Annotated in this window: 14 protein-coding genes; 7 read left to right on the top strand and 7 right to left on the bottom strand. The window is 70.4% G+C overall.

Annotated elements, in window-relative coordinates; translation table 11 throughout:
* The 4 genes from Q0C12_RS11930 to lpdA all read left to right on the top strand — a co-directional run.
* On the top strand, positions 1-1,097 hold a 1,097-nt coding region (locus Q0C12_RS11930), incomplete at its 5' end, for a 2-oxo acid dehydrogenase subunit E2 (protein WP_290890532.1).
* A gap of 8 nt (positions 1,098-1,105) precedes the next feature.
* Complete coding sequence (locus Q0C12_RS11925) at positions 1,106-2,155, top strand: mechanosensitive ion channel domain-containing protein (RefSeq protein ID WP_290890531.1); 1,050 nt, start codon at positions 1,106-1,108, stop codon at positions 2,153-2,155.
* A 41-nt stretch (positions 2,156-2,196) separates the two neighbouring features.
* On the top strand, positions 2,197-3,756 hold the full coding sequence (locus Q0C12_RS11920) for a carbon-nitrogen hydrolase family protein (protein ID WP_290890530.1): 1,560 nt from the start codon (positions 2,197-2,199) through the stop codon (positions 3,754-3,756).
* A 21-nt stretch (positions 3,757-3,777) separates the two neighbouring features.
* On the top strand, positions 3,778-5,592 hold the full coding sequence (gene lpdA, locus Q0C12_RS11915; protein ID WP_290890529.1) for a dihydrolipoyl dehydrogenase: 1,815 nt from the start codon (positions 3,778-3,780) through the stop codon (positions 5,590-5,592).
* A 21-nt stretch (positions 5,593-5,613) separates the two neighbouring features.
* Here lpdA and Q0C12_RS11910 read toward each other — a convergent pair whose 3' ends face one another.
* Genes Q0C12_RS11910 through Q0C12_RS11880 form a run of 7 tightly spaced genes read right to left on the bottom strand, consistent with a single transcriptional unit; the run spans position 5,614 to position 12,705 of the window.
* A complete protein-coding gene (locus tag Q0C12_RS11910; protein ID WP_290890528.1) occupies positions 5,614-6,984 on the bottom strand; it encodes an SLC13 family permease in 1,371 nt (456 codons plus the stop codon).
* Positions 6,984-7,316, bottom strand: a complete 333-nt coding sequence (locus Q0C12_RS11905; protein ID WP_290890527.1) for a Na+/H+ antiporter subunit G — start codon at positions 7,314-7,316, stop codon at positions 6,984-6,986. Before Q0C12_RS11905 ends, Q0C12_RS11910 begins: the two co-directional genes overlap by 1 nt.
* Positions 7,313-7,534, bottom strand: a complete 222-nt coding sequence (locus Q0C12_RS11900) for a K+/H+ antiporter subunit F (RefSeq protein WP_290890533.1) — start codon at positions 7,532-7,534, stop codon at positions 7,313-7,315. Before Q0C12_RS11900 ends, Q0C12_RS11905 begins: the two co-directional genes overlap by 4 nt.
* 44 nt (positions 7,535-7,578) lie before the next feature.
* Positions 7,579-8,064, bottom strand: a complete 486-nt coding sequence (locus Q0C12_RS11895; RefSeq protein ID WP_290890526.1) for a Na+/H+ antiporter subunit E — start codon at positions 8,062-8,064, stop codon at positions 7,579-7,581.
* Positions 8,061-9,590, bottom strand: coding sequence for a monovalent cation/H+ antiporter subunit D (locus Q0C12_RS11890; RefSeq protein WP_290890525.1), 1,530 nt, complete (start codon positions 9,588-9,590; stop codon positions 8,061-8,063). Before Q0C12_RS11890 ends, Q0C12_RS11895 begins: the two co-directional genes overlap by 4 nt.
* Positions 9,587-9,943, bottom strand: coding sequence for a Na+/H+ antiporter subunit C (locus Q0C12_RS11885; RefSeq protein ID WP_290890524.1), 357 nt, complete (start codon positions 9,941-9,943; stop codon positions 9,587-9,589). Before Q0C12_RS11885 ends, Q0C12_RS11890 begins: the two co-directional genes overlap by 4 nt.
* A complete protein-coding gene (locus Q0C12_RS11880) occupies positions 9,943-12,705 on the bottom strand; it encodes a monovalent cation/H+ antiporter subunit A (protein WP_290890523.1) in 2,763 nt (920 codons plus the stop codon). Before Q0C12_RS11880 ends, Q0C12_RS11885 begins: the two co-directional genes overlap by 1 nt.
* Positions 12,706-12,849: 144 nt before the next feature.
* Here Q0C12_RS11880 and Q0C12_RS11875 point away from each other — a divergent pair, with 144 nt between their 5' ends.
* From Q0C12_RS11875 to Q0C12_RS11865, 3 genes are all read left to right on the top strand, one after another.
* Entirely contained in the window at positions 12,850-13,755 is a 906-nt protein-coding gene (locus tag Q0C12_RS11875) for an NAD-dependent epimerase/dehydratase family protein (RefSeq protein ID WP_290890522.1), read from the top strand.
* A 198-nt stretch (positions 13,756-13,953) separates the two neighbouring features.
* A complete protein-coding gene (locus Q0C12_RS11870) occupies positions 13,954-15,981 on the top strand; it encodes a DUF1302 domain-containing protein (RefSeq protein ID WP_290890521.1) in 2,028 nt (675 codons plus the stop codon).
* Between the two features lie 20 nt (positions 15,982-16,001).
* Positions 16,002-16,624 (top strand): DUF1329 domain-containing protein (locus Q0C12_RS11865; RefSeq protein WP_290890520.1); only part of this gene is annotated, 623 nt, incomplete at its 3' end.

Raw genomic sequence — 16,624 nt, 5'->3', positions numbered from 1 at the left:
CGCCTGCCCCGTCCCCCGCCGCCGTCGCGAAGCCCGAGCCCGCTGCGAAGCCCGAAGCTGCCGCGACGCCCGAGGCCGCCGCGCCTGCGCCTGCGCCAGGCAGGCCCGCCGAGGCCCCGCGCGCGGCGTCGGCCGACGCACCCTCGCGCAGCAGCCCGCCGGTCAGCTTCGACGCCGATGCGCTGATGCCGGCCAAGGTGCCGCACGCCAGCCCCGCGGTTCGCCTGTTCGCGCGCGAACTCGGCGTGGACCTGTCGCAGGTGACGGGCAGCGCCCGCGCTGGCCGCATCAGCAAGGAAGACGTGCAGGCCTTCGTGAAGTCGGCGCTCGCCGGCGGCGCCGCGCCGCGCGCGGCCGGTGGCGGCGGCGGGCTCGACCTGATCCCGTGGCCCAAGGTGGACTTCGCGAAGTTCGGCCCGGTCGAGAGCAAGCCGCTCTCGCGCATCCAGAAGCTCAGCGGCGCCAACCTGGCGCGCAACTGGGCCATGATCCCGCACGTCACCCAGTTCGACGACGCCGACATCACCGAGATGGAGGCCTTCCGCAAAAAGCTGGGCGAGGAGAACAAGGACACCAAGGTCACGCCGCTGGTGTTCCTGATCAAGGCCGCGGTGGCGGCGCTGAAGAAGTTCCCGAACTTCAACGCCTCGCTCGACGGCGACAGCCTGGTGCTCAAGCAGTACTTCCACATCGGCATCGCGGTGGACACGCCCGATGGCCTGGTGGTGCCGGTGATCCGCGACGCGGACCGCAAGGGGCTGCTGGAGCTCGCGAAGGAGCTTGGCGAGATCAGCGCCAAGGCCCGCGACAAGAAGCTCACTTCGGCGGACATGCAGGGCGGCTGTTTCTCGATCAGCTCGCTGGGCGGCATCGGCGGCACCGCGTTCACGCCGATCATCAATGCGCCGGAAGTCGCCATCCTCGGCGTCTCGCGCAGCGCGATGAAGCCGGTGTGGAACGGCAAGGACTTCGACGCGCGCCTGGTGCTGCCGCTGAGCCTGAGCTACGACCACCGCGTGATCGACGGCGCCGCCGCCGCGCGCTTCACGGCCTACCTGGCCCAAGTGCTGGGCGACCTGCGCCGGCTGCTGCTCTAAGCCCGTTGATGGTGATGCCCGCCGCCACCACCGCCGCACCCGCCGCCGTCGAACGGTCGCGCGGCTGGTTGGGCCAGGAGCTTTTCCAGGCGGGCGACGTGGTGGTGACGACCGGTGGGCTGGCCCTCGCGCTGGCGGCACTGGCCGTCGCCTGGCTGCTGTCCTGGGTCTTCCGGCGCGGCCTGGCCCAGCTGTCCCGGCGCAACGGCGCGCGCGACCGCCAGGCCGCGATCTACACCGTCGGCCGCATCGTCCACTACCTGCTGCTGGTGATCGGCCTGCTGGTGGCGCTCGAATTCATCGGCCTGCCGGCCAGCCGCTTCGCGGTGTTCGCCGGGGCGATCGGCGTGGGCCTGGGCTTCGGCCTGCAGGCGATCTTCAACAACTTCATCTCCGGCCTGATCCTGCTGTTCGACCGCAGCCTGAAGGTCGGTGACTTCGTCGAGCTCGAGTCCGGCGTGCACGGCGAAGTCAGCGACATCAACATCCGCGCCACCCGCATCACCACCAACGACAACATCGAGATCCTGGTGCCGAACTCCGAGTTCGTCACCGGCCGGGTGGTCAACTGGACGCACCGCGAGGTTTCGCGGCGCCTGCGCATCCCTTTCGGCGTCGCCTACGGCAGCGACAAGGAGAAGGTGAAGGCGGCGGCGCTGGAAGCGGCGGCCGCGGTGCCCTTCACCCTGGCCCAGGATGGCCCGCGCCGGCCGCAGGTGTGGCTGGCCGGCTTCGGCGATTCGTGCCTCGAGTTCCAACTGGTGGTCTGGCTGACCGCCGAGGCCACCAAACGCCCGTCGGCGGTGAAGGCGGCCTACAATTGGGAGCTTGAATCCGCGCTGGCCCGCCATGGCCTCGAGATTCCCTTCCCGCAGCGCGACCTGCACCTGCGCAGCGCGTTCGGCCTGAGCGGCCACGAGGCCTGGTCGGCCCTGGGCCGTCCGGTGCCGGAAAAGCCCGAGGCCGCGCCCGCGCCACGTTCCGGCGGCAACGACGCCACCGAGGACGTCGAGCGCCAGATCGCCGAATCGCCACCCAAGCCCGACCCCGAGGCCTGACGCCCGCCAGCACGCCCCCCGCCCCGCCCAAGGAAACCCTGATGCCACAAAGCGACGCCAGCCGATCCAAGCTCTTCGTCCGCAAGGCCACTCGCGCCGACATCCCCGGGATCGTCGCGCTCTCGTCGCGTAGCTACGGCGAGCGAATGGCCTACACGCCGGAGATGGTCGGTGGCCAGCTCACGCAGTTCCCGGACGGGCAGTACGTCGCCGAGTACGACGGCGTCATCGTCGGCTACTGCGCCACCTTCCGCATCGACGAGAAGTCGGCGCTGGGTCGGCACGGCTGGCGCGAGATCACCGGCGGCGGCTATGCCTCCCGCCACGACGCCAACGGCGACTGGCTGTACGGCATGGAGGTCTGCGTGGATCCCGCGCGCCGCGGCCTGCGCATCGGCCGCCGCCTTTACGACCGGCGCAAGCGCCTCTGCCTGCAGCTGGGCCTGAGGGGCATCGTCTTCGGCGGCCGCCTGCCGGGGCTGTCCAAGCGCATCAAGCAGTACGGCAGCGCCGAGGCCTACGTCGCGGCGGTGAACGAAGGCAAGGCGCGCGACCTCACGCTGAGCTTCCAGCTCAGCAACCAGTTCGAGGTGATCGGCGTCCTGCCCGACTACCTGCCCTCCGACCACGAGTCGCTGGGCTACGCCGCGCACCTGGTCTGGCGCAACCCCAGCTTCTCCGACCATCCGGCGATCCGCACCGCGCAGCGCTCGGGCGACCTGCCGGCCGCGGTGCGGGTGGCGACGGTGCAGTACCAGCAGCGCCGTATCAAGAGCTTCGAGGAGTTCGCGACCCAGATCGAGTACTTCGTCGACATCGCCGCCGACTACCGCAGCGATTTCGTGGTGTTCCCCGAGCTGATCACGCTGCAGCTGCTGTCGATCGAGAACCAGCCGCTGTCGCCGTCCGACTCCATCCGCACGCTGACCAAGTACACCACCCAGTACCGCGAGCTGATGCACAAGCTGGCGGTGTCCTACAACATCAACATCATCGGCGGCTCGCACCCCACCCAGATGGACGATGGCGACATCCACAACATCTGCTACGTGGCCCTGCGCGACGGTTCGGTGCACGAGCGCGAGAAGATCCACCCGACGCCGAACGAAGTGCACTGGTGGAAGATCGCCGGCGGCGACAGCGCCGAGGCCATCGCCACCGACTGCGGGCCGATCGGCGTGATGATCTGCTACGACTCCGAATTCCCCGAGCTGGCCCGGCACCTGGTCGACCAGGGCGCCATGATCCTGTTCGTGCCCTACTGCACCGACGTGCGCCAGGGCCACCTGCGGGTGCGCTACTGCTGCCAGGCGCGCGCGGTCGAGAACCAGGTCTACGTGGTCACCTCCGGCAACGTCGGCAACCTGCCGGGCGTCAACAACTTCGACATCCAGTACGCGCAGAGCTGCATCATCACGCCCTGCGACTTCCCGTTCGCGCCCGAGGGCATCGCCGCCGACACCACGCCCAATGCCGAACAGGTCGCGTTCGCCGACCTCCGGCTGGACGACCTGATGCAGGCCCGCGCCTCCGGCACCGTGCAGAACCTGCGCGACCGCCGCCACGACCTCTACCAGACCACTTGGAAACGCCGCGGCTGAGCCCGGCACTAGGAAAGCCCCATGGCCAAGACTTTCGAACTCAAGGTGCCGGACCTCGGCGACGACAAGGACGTGCCCGTGATCGAGCTGCTGGTGCAGCCGGGCGACACCGTGGCGAAGGACCACGGCCTGGTCACGCTGGAGTCGGACAAGGCGACGATGGAGGTGCCGGCGAGCGCGGGCGGCAAGATCACGGCGCTGAAGGTGAAGGTCGGCGACACCGTTTCCGCCGGCGACGTCATCGCCATCGCCGAAGCTGCCGACGACGCCGAGCCCCCGGTAGGAGGGACTTCAGTCCCGAAGCCGTCCGCCGAAGTCGCCGCCCCCGCGAAGCCCACCGCCGCGTCCGACACCAAACCCACCGACACCGCGACCAGGCCGACCGCGCCCGCGCCCGCCGCCGCGGCCGGCACCGGTCGCAAGGCCGACCTCGAATGCGAGATGCTGGTGCTCGGCGCCGGCCCCGGCGGCTACACCGCCGCCTTCCGCAGCGCCGACCTCGGCATGGACACCGTGCTGGTCGAGCGCTACGAGTCGCTGGGCGGCGTTTGCCTCAACGTCGGCTGCATTCCTTCCAAGGCGCTGCTGCATGCGGCCGAGGTGCTGGTCGAGGCCAGGCACGCGGCCGACTTCGGCATCGAGTTCGGCGCACCGAAGATCCATCTCGACAAGCTGCGCGGCCACAAGGACAAGGTGGTCGGCCAGATGGTCAAGGGCCTGGCCGGCATGGCCAAGCAGCGCAAGGTGCGCACGCTGACCGGCGAGGGTCGCTTCGTGTCGCCCAACGAACTGGAGGTCCGCACCCAGGAAGGCGTGAAGCTGGTGCGCTTCGGGCAGTGCGTCATCGCCGCCGGCTCGCAGCCGGTGAAGCTCGGCGGTTTCCCCTGGGACGACGCGCGCGTGATGGATTCGACCGATGCGCTGCTGCTCACCGACATCCCGAAGACGCTGCTGGTCGTCGGCGGCGGCATCATCGGCCTGGAGATGGCCTGCGTGTATTCGGCGCTGGGCAGTGAAGTCACCGTGGTCGAGTTCATGGACCAGCTGATGCCGGGCGCCGACAAGGACCTGGTGAAGCCGCTGGCCGACCTGCTCAGGAAGCGCGGCGTGGCCGTGCACCTGGGCTGCAAGGTGGCCAAGGTCGACGCGAAGAAGGACGGACTGCACGCGACCTTCGAAGGCGCGTCGGTGCCTTCGGGCACGAAGTACGACCGCGTGCTGGTGTCGGTGGGTCGCGCGCCCAACGGCGGCAAGCTCGACGCGGACAAGGCGGGCGTCACGGTCACCGAGCGCGGCTTCATCCCGGTGGACAAGCAGATGCGCACGAACGTGCCGCATATCTTCGCCATCGGCGACCTGGTGGGCCAGCCGATGCTGGCGCACAAGGCCACGCACGAGGGCAAGCTGGCCGCGGAAGTGGCGAGCGGCGCGAAGAAGGAGTGGGTCGCGCGGGTGATTCCGTCCGTGGCTTACACCGACCCGGAAATCGCCTGGGTCGGCGTCACCGAGACCGAAGCCAAGGCCAAGGGCCTGGCGGTCGGCGTCGCGAAGTTCCCGTGGGCCGCGTCCGGCCGCGCGGTCGGCATCGGCCGCACCGAGGGCTTCACCAAGCTCATCTTCGACGAGCACACCGAGCGCGTGATCGGCGCCGGCATCGTCGGCGTGCATGCCGGCGACCTGATCGCCGAACTGGCGCTCGCGATCGAGATGGGCTGCGAGGCCAGCGACATCGGCCACACCATCCACCCGCATCCCACGCTCAGCGAGTCCGTCGCCATGGCCGCCGAGATCCAGGAAGGCAGCATCACCGACCTCTACCTCCCCAAACGCAAATGAACCTGGTTCATTTGGGTTGTTTCAGCTGAAGGCGAGCCAGCAGACGAGGCAGATCACTACTAGGCCGATGACGTTCAGCATCGCGCCCTCGCGGAACATGCGGGGGGCGTCGACCAGGCCGCTGCCGTAGGCGATCGCGTTGGGGGCGGTGGCCACGGGTAGCATGAAGGCGCCGCTGGCGGCCAGCACCGCCGGGAACATCAGCAGCGCCGGGTCCACGCCGATCGCGAGACCGGTGGCGGCGAGGATCGGCATCATCAGTACCGCCGTGGCCGTGTTGCTGGCGATCTCCGACATCATCAGCACCGACCCCACCACGATCACCAGCAACAGCGGCAGCGGCAGGGCGCCCAGGCCGGAAAGGTGGCCCGCCAGCGCCCCGCTCAGGCCGGAAGACTGGAATGCGGTCGCCAGCGCGATGCCGCCTCCGAACAGCACCAGCGCGCCCCAGGGGATCGTTTCAGCGGTCTCCCAGTCGAGCAGGCGGCCGCCGCGGCCGTCGGGCACCACGCACATCAGCACGACCGCCAGCAGCGCCACGGCGGCGTCGTTCGCGCCGGGCAGCGCCAGCAGCCCGCTCCAGCCGCCAAAAGGCTCCGTGCGGAACACCCAGGCCAGCGCGGTGAGCCCGAACACCAACAGCACCCGCCGCTCGCCCGGCGTCCACGCGCCGCTGTCGGGCAGCACGGCGGCCGGCGTGCCGGCCAGGCCGCGCCCCAGCCACCAGCCCACCAACGGCAGCATCAGCAGCACGACCGGCAGGCCGATCGCCATCCAGTCCATGAAGCCGTAGCGAGTGCCGGTGGCCTCGGCGTAGACCTGCATGAAGACCAGGTTCGGCGGCGAGCCGATCGGCGTGCCCAGGCCGCCGATGCTGGCTGAGTAGGCGATCGCCAGGATCAGCGGCGCCTGCAGGCGTTTGTCCGGGTAGTAGTGCAGCACCGCCAGCGCCACGGGAAGCATCACCAGGGTGGTGGCGGTGTTCGAGATCCACATGCTGACCAGGCCGCAGGCGGCGATGAAGCCGTACAGCAGGCTGCGCCCGCTGCCGCCGCCGAAGGCGCGCACCATGCCCAAGGCCAGCCGGCGGTGGGCGCCGCTGCGCTCGAGCGCGCGCGACAGCATGAAACCTCCGCCCAGCAGCAGGATCAGCTCATGGCCATAGCTCTGCGCGACTTCCTTGGCCGACAGCACGCCCAGCACCGGGAACACGGCCAGCGGCAGCAGTGCCGTCACCGGCGCGCGCACGGGTTCGAGCACCCACCACAGCGCGCACCAGCCGGTCATGCCGAGCGTCACCGCCAGGGCATGCGGGCTGCCCTGGCCACTGGCGATGGAATAAAGCGCGACGGCGAGCAGGGGTCCGGCCGGCAGCGCGAGCCGGCGAAGCATCACGCCTTGCCGTCCCGGGGCGCGGGCGGGTCGGGCCGCGCCGAGGGATCCAGCGCCAGCGCCGCTTTCGCCATCAGGTGGGCGCTGACGGGCGCGGTCATGAACAGGAACAGGGTGATCAGCAGCTCGCGCAGGCTGGGCTGGCCCAGCAGCAGCTGCCACAGCATCGCCGCCAGCAGCACGCCGCCGACGCCGAGCGTGCTGGCCTTGGTCGGGCCGTGCAGGCGCATGTAGAAGTCGCCGAGCTTGGCCATGCCCCAGGAGCCGACCAGGGCGAAGCCGCCGCCTAGCAGCAGCATCGCGCAGACCAGGTATTCGACGATCGCGCTCATTCGATGATGTCCCGTCGGATCACGAACTTCGACAGCACCACCGTGCCCACGAAACCGAGCATGGCGATCACCACCGCGGCCTCGAAGTGGATCGTGCTGCCCTGGCGCAGGCCCAGCAGCACCAGCACCGCGATCGTGTTCACGTACAGCGTGTCCAGCGCCAGGATGCGGTCGGGCAGGGTGGGGCCACGCAGCAGGCGGTACAGGTTCATCAGCATCGCCAGGGCGAACAGCCCCAGCGTGACGTCCAGGCAGGTTTCGATCACGGGAAGATCTCCCTGAGCGGGGACTCGTAGCGCTGCTTGATCTGGGCGATCGTCGCGGCGGCGTCCTCGAGGTGGAAGCAATGCACCAGCAGGTGGCGGCCATCGGGCGCCAGCTCGGCCGACAGCGTGCCCGGCGTCATGGTGATGATGCCGGCCAGCGCGGCGATGCCGTGCGGGTTGCCGATGTCGAGCGGGATCCACACGAAGCCCGGGCGGATCCGCGACTCGCGGCCCAGGATGCGCCGGGCCACTTCGATGTTCGACAGCACGATGTCGCCTAGCACCCGCAGCCCCAGCCGCACCGCCAGCAGCGGGCGCCGGATGCCGGCGCTCTCGCCGCGCAGGCGCTGGGCGGCGAGCGGCAGCAGCACCGCCAGCACCGCCGCCAGCAGCAGGTGCGCCGGGTCCAGCGTGGCCGCCAGCAGCAGCCACACCACGAAGACCGCCAGGCTCAGCAGCGGCGCAGGGAACCAGGCCTTCATCGCGACACCCCCGGGCGCGGCAGCGCCCCGCGTACCTGTTCGATGTAGCCCGCGGGCGACATCAGCTGCCCGCCCGCGTCCTGCGCATAGCGCAGCGCCGGGCCGCCGAACACCGCCAGCATCACGCCCAGCGCCAGCAGTGCCACGGTCGCGCCGACCTCGACGCCGCGCAGCGCCGGCACGCGCCCGGGCGCCGGCACTTCACCGCCTTCGCGCCAGAACAGGTGGCTGCCGGCACTGGCCAGCGCCAGCAGCGTCAGCACGCCCGTAATGAGCAGCACCGGCCACAGCCAGGCCACGTGCGCCTCCGGCACCGCCGCCAGCAGGCTGAACTTGCCGATGAAACCCGACAGCGGCGGCAGGCCGGCCACGGAGACCGCGGCCAGCAGGAACATTGCGCCCAGCAGCGCCTTCGGTCCCATCCGGTCGAATTTGCGCAGGCTGTCGCCGGCGTTGTCGCGCTGCTTGCGCACCAGGTCGGCCAGCAGGAACAGCGCACCGCCCACCAGGGTGCTGTGCATCAGGTAGTAGAGGCCCGCGCCCAGCGCCTCGGCGCTCGCCAGCCCGAGCGCGATGAACAGCGTCGCCGCCGAACCCAGCACCAGGTAAGCGGCCAGCAGCCGCAGCGATGGCGCCGCCAGCGCGCCCAGCGTCGCCAGCACCAGCGTCGCCGCGCCCAGCGGCAGCAGCCACGGCCAGGCCAACCCGGCCAGCGCGCCGGCCTCGGCGCCGAACACCAGGCTGAACACGCGAAGCACCGCATACACGCCCAGCTTGGTCATGATGGCGAACATCGCCGCCACCGCCGCCGGGCTGCGCGCATAGGTTTCCGGCAGCCAGAAGTACAGCGGCAGCAGCGCGGCCTTGGCGCAGAAAACCACCAGCAGCAGGCCCGCCGCCGCCCTGAGTGGCGCCGCCTCGGCCGCCGGCACCTGGCCGACGCGATGCGCCAGCTCGGCCATGTTCAGCGCACCGGTGAGGCCATAGATGAAGCCCAGCGCCACCAGGAAGAGCGTCGACGCGGTGATGTTGAAGGCCACGTACTGCAGGCCGCTGCGCAGCTGCAGCCCACGCCCGCCGCTGAGCAGCAGGCCGTAGGACGCGATCAGCAGCACCTCGAAGAACACGAACAGGTTGAACAGGTCGCCGGTGAGGAAGGCGCCGTTCAGGCCCATCAGCTGGAACTGGAACAGCACGTGGAAATGCGGTGCGCGGCGGTCCCAGCCGCCGGCCGCGAACACCAGGCAGGGCAGGGCCAGCAGCGCGGTCGCCAGCAGCATGATCGACGCCAGCCGGTCGGCCACCAGCGCGATGCCCAGGTGCGCGGCCCAGTTGCCGACCAGGTAGACGCGGGTGCCGCCGTCGTCGGCCTGCAGCGCCAGGGCGCCGGCGAGGGCAACGCCGCCCAGGCAGGCCAGCGTGCCGACCCAGCGCTGCACCCGCACGCGCCGCGTGCCCAGCACCAGCAGCAACAGGCCCGCCAGCAGCGGCAGCAGGACCGGGGCGATCACCAGGTGCGGGCTCACGGGCGATCCCCCGGCCGCGGCTCGTCACCGTCGACGTGGTCGGTGCGGCTGGCGCCACGGCTGCGGATCGCCACCACCAGCAGCACCGCCGTCATCGCGAAGGCGATCACGATCGCGGTGAGCACCAGCGCCTGCGGCAGCGGATCGGTGTGGTTGGCCAGGGTCGGCGCCACGCCTTCGGCCAGGATCGGCGGCTTGCCCACCACCAGCCGGCCCATGCTGAAGATCAGCAGGTTCACCGCGTAGGACAGCAGGGTCAGGCCCAGGATGACGTCGAAGCTGCGCGCGCGCAGCAGCAGGTACACGCCGCCCGCGACCAGCACCCCGATGAAGCTCGACAGCGCCAGTTCCATCAGCGGCGCCTCCCGTGGACCGGGCTGCTGACGCTGCCCATCATCCCCAGCATCAGCAGGGTGCCGGCGGCCACCACCAGGTAGACGCCGGTGTCGAAGGCCATGGCGCTGGCCATGGGGAGTTTGCCGAGCAGGGGCACGGCGACATAGTCGGTATGGCTGGTCATGTAGGGATAGCCGAGCAGCCAGCTGCCCAGCCCGGTGAGCAGCGCGACCGCCAGGCCGAGGCCGATCACGCGCGGGTAGTCGAAGCCCAGCCGCTGCTCGACGTAGTCGGTACCCGACAGCACGTACTGCAGCAGCATCGGCACCGCCAGCACCAGGCCGGCGATGAAGCCGCCGCCGGGCAGGTTGTGGCCGCGCAGGAAGAGATAGAGCGAGACCGCCAGCGCCAGCGGCAGCAGCAGGCGCGCCACCAGGTTCGGGATCAGCAGGGGGTCCGGCGTGCCGCCGACCACGCGCTCGGGCAGCAGGCGCGCGCGGCGCAGCAGGGCATGCACCACCAGGCCGGCGATGCCGAACACCGTGATCTCGCCGAGCGTGTCGAAGCCGCGGAAGTCGACCAGGATCACGTTCACCACGTTGGTGCCGCCGCCCTCGGGCAGCGACAGCGCCAGGATTTCCGAGGAGACCGTTTCGAACGGGCGCGTGATCACCGCGTACACCAGGGCCGCGGTGCCGCCGCCCGCCGCCAGCGCGATCGCCGCGTCGCGCCACCGGCGCAGGCGCGAGCGTTCGACCGGAGACTCCTCGGGCAGGTAGTTCAGCGCCAGCAGCATCAGCGCGATCGTCACCATCTCCACCAGCAGCTGGGTCAGGGCCAGGTCCGGCGCCGACAGCAGCAGGAAGGCCAGGCTGACCGCCAGGCCCACCGCGCCCATCACCACCAGCGCCAGTAGCCGCTGCCGGTGCAGCGCGACCGTGGCCAGCGTCGCCGCCACGCCGATCGCCCATACCAGCCAGCCCAGCGGCGGCATCGGCTGCGAAGCGCCGGGCGCCAGCGTCGCCGCCAGGAACGGCGTGGCGCCCATCACCAGCGCCGCCAGCACCATCAGGCCGAGGTAGCGCTGCAGGCTGCCGTTCTCCAGCGTGGCGGTGAGCTTCGCGGCCCAGCCGGTGGCGCGCTCGAACTTCCACTCGAATACGCGCCGCCCCAGCGAGTCGTAGCTGATGCCGTACAGGTCGATCAGCTTGCGGATGCCGAAGTAGAGCGCGATGCCGGCGGCCAGGCCGAACAGGCTCATCATCAGCGGCACGTTCAGGCCGTGCCAGATCGCCAGGCTGTAGGCCGGCACGGCGTCGCCCAGCACGCCGGTGGCCGCGGCGTGCAGCACCGGCGCGATCGTCAGGGCCGGCACGATGCCGACCGCCAGGCAGACCACCACCAGCACTTCCACCGGAATGCGCATCCAGCGCGGCGGCTCGTGCGGGGTCTTCTCGATCCGCACCGGGCCCGTGCCGAAGAAGGTGTCGTGCACGAAGCGCAGGCTGTAGGCGACGCCGAACGCGCCGGCCAGCACCGCCGCCACCGCCACCGCCCAGCGCATGAACTGGTGGCCCTCGACCTCCAGCGCCTCGGTGAAGAACATTTCCTTGGACAGGAAGCCGTTGAGCAGCGGCACGCCCGCCATCGCCAGCGAGGCGATGATCGCCAGCGCGCCGGTGTAGGGCATCAGCTTGAACAGCCCGCCCAGCCGGCGCATGTCGCGAGTGCCGGTCTCGTGGTCGATGATGCCGGCGGCCATGAACAGCGAGGCCTTGAAGGTGGCGTGGTTGATGATGTGGAACAGGCCGGCCACCACCGCCATCGGCGTGGACAGCCCGAACAGCAGCGTGATCAGCCCCAGGTGCGAGATGGTGGAATAGGCCAGCAGGCCCTTCACGTCGTGCTGGAAGATCGCGTGCCAGCTGCCCACCAGCAGCGTGACCGCGCCGATGCCGCTGACCACGTAGAAGAACAGGTCGCTGCCCGCCAGCGCCGGGTGCAGGCGCGCCAGCAGGAACACGCCGGCCTTCACCATCGTCGCCGAGTGCAGGTAGGCCGACACCGGCGTCGGCGCCGCCATCGCGTGCGGCAGCCAGAACTGGAACGGGAACTGCGCGCTCTTGGTGAACACCGCCAGCAGCACCAGCCCCAGCGCCGCCGGATACCACGGGCTGGCCAGGATCTGCGGACCCGCGGCCAGCACCACGTCGAGCTCGTAGCTGCCGGCGATGCGGCCCAGCAGGATGACGCCGCCCAGCAGCGCCAGGCCGCCGGTGCCGGTGATGGCCAGCGCCATCCGCGCGCCCTCGCGGGCATCGCTGCGGTGGTTCCAGAAGCCGATCAGCAGGAAGGAGCTGATGCTGGTGAGCTCCCAGAACACGGCCATCAGGATCAGGTTGCCGGCCACCACCAGGCCCAGCATCGAGCCCATGAACAGCAGCAGGTAGCAGAAGAAGCGCGGCATGCTGTCTTCTTCGCTCAGGTAATACCGGGCGTAAAGCACGATCAGGCCGCCGATCGCCAGCACCAGGCCGGCGAACATCCAGGCCAGCCCGTCGAGCCGCAGCGAGACCGCCAAGCCGAGCGTCGGCACCCATTCAGTGAGGCTGCGCACGCCGTCGCCGGACAGCACGGGAGGCGTCAACAGGGCCAGCAGGACCAGGCCGGCCGCGGGCGCCAGGCCCGCGAGCCAGGCGGCGGTGCGCCGGCGTTCGCGCGGCAGCAGGCCGATGGCCAGCGCCAGGACGAAGGGAATGGCTAGCAGTACCTCGAGCATCGCGTTCCTTGCAGGTCGGCGCCCGGCGGCCAGCGGCGCCGGGCGGCGGTCGGTTGCGGCGCCCCGCGGGGCGACGGTCGGCTCCCAAGTCTAACCCAAGCCTTTGTCGTGCCCGTGTCGTGACCCCGGCGCTATGCTCGGGGCATGGACCAGAAGACGAATTCCGAAGGCGCGGCATGGCTTGTGTTCGGGCTGAGCGGGCAAGTTGGCGCGGCGTTCGCGCAGGCGCTGGCGCCGACCGATCCGCCCTGCATCGCGGTGTCGAGGCAGCCGCATCCGGCAGGGCGGGGCGTGCGCTGGGTGCAGGCCGGGCTGGAGGATTTCCAGTGCGTGGACGCGATCGGCGCGATCGCCAGCCTGGGGCCGCTGGATGCGTTTGCCGACTGGCTGGAGCGCTCGCCGCTGGCGCCGGCCCGCGTCGTGGCCCTGGGCTCGACCAGCGTGCACGGCAAGCGTGACTCGCCCGACGCCGGCGAGCGCGTGCTGGCGATGTCGCTGCGCACGGCCGAGCGCCGGCTGGCCACCGTCGCCGGCGCGCGCGGCATCGCGCTGACCGTGCTGCGCCCGACCCTGGTCTACGGCAACGGCCGCGACCGTAACCTTAGCCGGCTCGTGGCCGTGGCGCGCCGCTGGCGGGTGCTGCCGCTGCCGTCCACCGCGCGCGGGCTGCGCCAGCCGGTCCACGTCGAGGACGTCGCGGCGGCGGTACTGGCCTGCCTGCGCGAGCCGCGGCCGCGCCCGGGCTTCTTCGACCTGCCGGGCGGCGAGGCGCTGCCCTTCGACCAGATGGCGGCAAGGGCGCTGGCGGCCGGCGCGCCCGGCGCGCGGTTGGTCCGGGTGCCCGGGTGGGCGTTCCGGTTCGGCGTGCGCTGCCTGCGCTGGCTGGGCGGCCGGCCGGGGCTGGGCGAGGGCTTCCTGGACCGGCTCGGCCAGGACCTGGTCTACGACGGCGGGCCCGCGCGCGCCTCCCTGGGACATGTGCCGCGCGGCTTCAGGCCCGGCGTGGAAGCCTTTCCGGCGCGTGTTGCGCCGCAGCATCGCGAAGCGTGACCGGCACCATACGCGGGAGCATTGCCAAATCCTAACGAACAATTAATATGCCTAGAGGAAATGCTCTAGAGTCTGGGGGGAGCCAGAACCGTCATGAAGAACAATTCCTTTGCGGCGTTACTCCACCCGCCCATTGATGCCACCGCCTTTGGTGGCGCCCCGATTACCGCACGCAAGCCCTGACCCGAGGATCCACCCATGAAGAAACTGCATGCAAACCACGGGCGGGCCGCTCGTGCCCCGCTGGCCGCCGCCGTCGCGCTCGGCCTCGTGCTTGCCCCGGCCGCCCAAGCCTTCGAGTTCTCGCGCGGCGAGCTCTCTGGCAGCTGGGACACCACCGTGTCCTATGGCTACTCCTGGCGCACCGAGGAGCAGGACGAGAACCTGATCGCCAAGTCCTGGTTCAACCCGCTGCTCTGCGCCCAGAACTTCCCGCTCGGCGCGATCCCGGTCGGCCCGGGCCGCTGCACCTCGACCGGCGGCGTGCCGGGCGCGCCCTCGCAGATCGCCGCGCCGGGCCGCTTCTCGGCCAACCGCGACGACGGCAACCTCAAGTACGACAAGGGCGACGCCATCTCCAGCGCTCTCAAGATCACCTCGGAAGTCAGCGTCACCTGGCGTGACTGGGGCGCGTTCGCCCGCGGCACCTTCTTCCACGACTTCGAGAACGAAGGCCGCGACGACCTCACCGAGATCGCCCAGGACCGCATCGGCCAGCGCTTCCGCATGCTGGACATGTTCGTCTACAAGAACTTCGAGCTCGGCGAGGAAGGCCAGCTCGGCGGCACCGTCCGCGTCGGCCGCCAGGTGGTGAGCTGGGGCGAGGGCACCTTCATCCAGAACGGCATCAACGTCATCAACCCGGTCGACCTGTCCGCCCTGCGCGTGGCCGGTGCCGAGCTGAAGGAAGCCTTCCTGCCGATCGACATGGTCTGGGGCTCGATCAACCTCTCCGAGAACGTGGCCCTCGAGGCCGTGTACATGTTCGAGTTCGAGGAAATCGAAGTCGACGCCTCCGGCACCTACTTCAGCTCCAACGACTTCGGCACCCCGGGCGGCACCTACGTGATGCTGGGCTTCGGCACCACGCCGCAGCCGGTCTACAACCCCGAGAACTTCTTCTCCACCTGCTACAGCGGCCCGGCCGGCTTCGCCACTTCCGACCGCTTCGCCGACCTCTCCGCGATCTACGGCGCCGCCACGGCCGCCCAGATCATCGCCATCGGCTGCGGCAACGCCGTCGGCCGCATCGAGGATCGTGCCGCCGATGACGCCGGCCAGTACGGCATGGCGCTGCGCTGGTACGCCGAGGCGCTGAACGAGACCGAGTTCGGCTTCTACTTCCTCAACTACCACAGCCGCGTGCCGCTGCTCTCGGGCCGCGCCGTCAACAACCCGGTGGTCGGCGCCGCCAGCGGCCGCTTCTTCGTCGAGTACCCGGAGGACATCCAGCTGTACGGCATGAGCTGGAACACCACGCTGCCGGGCGGCGTCGCCTGGCAGGGCGAGATCAGCCACCGCCCGAACGCCCCGCTGCAGGTCGACGACGTCGAGCTGCTGTTCGCTGCGCTCAGCCCGCTGAACCCGTTCATCCCGGCGCCGGCGCTGCGGTTCAACAGCCAGCTGGGCAGCTTCGCCCTGGGCCAGGAAGTCCGCGGCTGGCGCGAGCATGAAGTCAGCCAGATCCAGATGACCTTCACCAAGGCCTTCGCCGAGGTGCTGGGCGCCAACCAGGTCGCCGTGGTCGCCGAACTCGGTGCCACCGAGGTCTGGGACCTGCCGTCCCAGTCCGAGCTGCGCTACGAGGGTGAAGGCACCGACACCGGCGGCGGCTGCGACGTCGCCGACGTCTCCGCGGCCGGCTTCCCCGGCCCCGGCGCATTGCTGACCGGCTGCCTGCGCAACCCGCAGACGCTGACCGGCGGCTTCCCGACCGCGTTCTCGTGGGGCTACCGCCTCGCGGCCCGCGCCGACTACGCCAGCGCCTTCGGCACCCCGCTCACGCTGTCTCCGCGCGTCGCGTTCAACCATGACGTCAGCGGCACCACCCCGGGACCGGGCGGCAACTTCCTCGAGGACCGCAAGTCGCTGACCCTCGGCGTCGAGGCCAACTACCTCAACAAGCTGGTGTTCGACCTCAGCTACACCCAGTTCAGCGGCGCCAAGCAGTTCAACCAGATCCACGACCGCGACTTCGCGTCGTTCACCGTCAAGTATTCGTTCTGACGCCAATAGGGAGGCAGAGGATGAAAATCATCAAGAAGCACGCGTTGACCGCACTGGTCGGCGCGATCGTGCTGGGCACCGGCGCCGCGCAGGCCGCGGTCAGCGCACAGGAAGCCGCCAAGCTCGGCCAGAGCCTCACCCCGGTTGGCGCCGAGAAAGCGGGTAACGCCGCGGGCACCATCCCGGCCTGGGAGGGCGGCATCGTCCGCCCGCCCGCGGGCTTCCGGGTCGGCACCTTCCACCCGGATCCGTTCGCGGCCGACAAGGCGCTGTACTCGGTCACCCGCGCCAACGTCGCCCAGTACGGCGAGGTCCTGACGCCGGGCCAGAAGGCGATGTTCGCCAAGTACCCGACCTTCCGCATGGACGTGTACCCGACCCGCCGCAGCGCCTCGTTCCCGCAGCGCACGTACGACTTCACCAAGCGCAACGCGACCCAGTGCAAGCTGGTCGCCAACGGCGAAGGCATCCAGAACTGCGCCGAGGGCATCCCGTTCCCGATCCCGCAGAACGCCTACGAGCTGATCTGGAACCACAAGCTCAAGTACAAGGGCCTGTCGGTGGTCAGCTACTCGAACCAGGCGGCCCCGACGGCCGGCGGTGCGTTCACGCTGATCAAGCTGCGCGAGGAAATCCTGGGCCT

The sequence above is a fragment of the Arenimonas sp. genome, assembly GCF_022842045.1.
Classification (GTDB): Bacteria; Pseudomonadota; Gammaproteobacteria; order Xanthomonadales; family Xanthomonadaceae; genus Arenimonas.
Note: the sequence above shows the minus strand (reverse complement) of the source record. Positions and strands in the feature narration are given on the sequence as shown.

Excerpts from the sequence above, each read along its gene's own strand:
- Q0C12_RS11925 (WP_290890531.1), top strand. The coding sequence starts at position 1,106 with ATGGTGATGCCCGCCGCCACCACCGCCGCACCCGCCGCCGTCGAACGG.
- Q0C12_RS11920 (WP_290890530.1), top strand. The coding sequence starts at position 2,197 with ATGCCACAAAGCGACGCCAGCCGATCCAAGCTCTTCGTCCGCAAGGCC.
- lpdA (WP_290890529.1), top strand. The coding sequence starts at position 3,778 with ATGGCCAAGACTTTCGAACTCAAGGTGCCGGACCTCGGCGACGACAAG.
- Q0C12_RS11910 (WP_290890528.1), bottom strand. The coding sequence starts at position 6,984 with ATGCTTCGCCGGCTCGCGCTGCCGGCCGGACCCCTGCTCGCCGTCGCG.
- Q0C12_RS11905 (WP_290890527.1), bottom strand. The coding sequence starts at position 7,316 with ATGAGCGCGATCGTCGAATACCTGGTCTGCGCGATGCTGCTGCTAGGC.
- Q0C12_RS11900 (WP_290890533.1), bottom strand. The coding sequence starts at position 7,534 with ATGCTGATGAACCTGTACCGCCTGCTGCGTGGCCCCACCCTGCCCGAC.
- Q0C12_RS11895 (WP_290890526.1), bottom strand. The coding sequence starts at position 8,064 with ATGAAGGCCTGGTTCCCTGCGCCGCTGCTGAGCCTGGCGGTCTTCGTG.
- Q0C12_RS11885 (WP_290890524.1), bottom strand. The coding sequence starts at position 9,943 with ATGGAACTGGCGCTGTCGAGCTTCATCGGGGTGCTGGTCGCGGGCGGC.
- Q0C12_RS11880 (WP_290890523.1), bottom strand. The coding sequence starts at position 12,705 with ATGCTCGAGGTACTGCTAGCCATTCCCTTCGTCCTGGCGCTGGCCATC.
- Q0C12_RS11875 (WP_290890522.1), top strand. The coding sequence starts at position 12,850 with ATGGACCAGAAGACGAATTCCGAAGGCGCGGCATGGCTTGTGTTCGGG.
- Q0C12_RS11870 (WP_290890521.1), top strand. The coding sequence starts at position 13,954 with ATGAAGAAACTGCATGCAAACCACGGGCGGGCCGCTCGTGCCCCGCTG.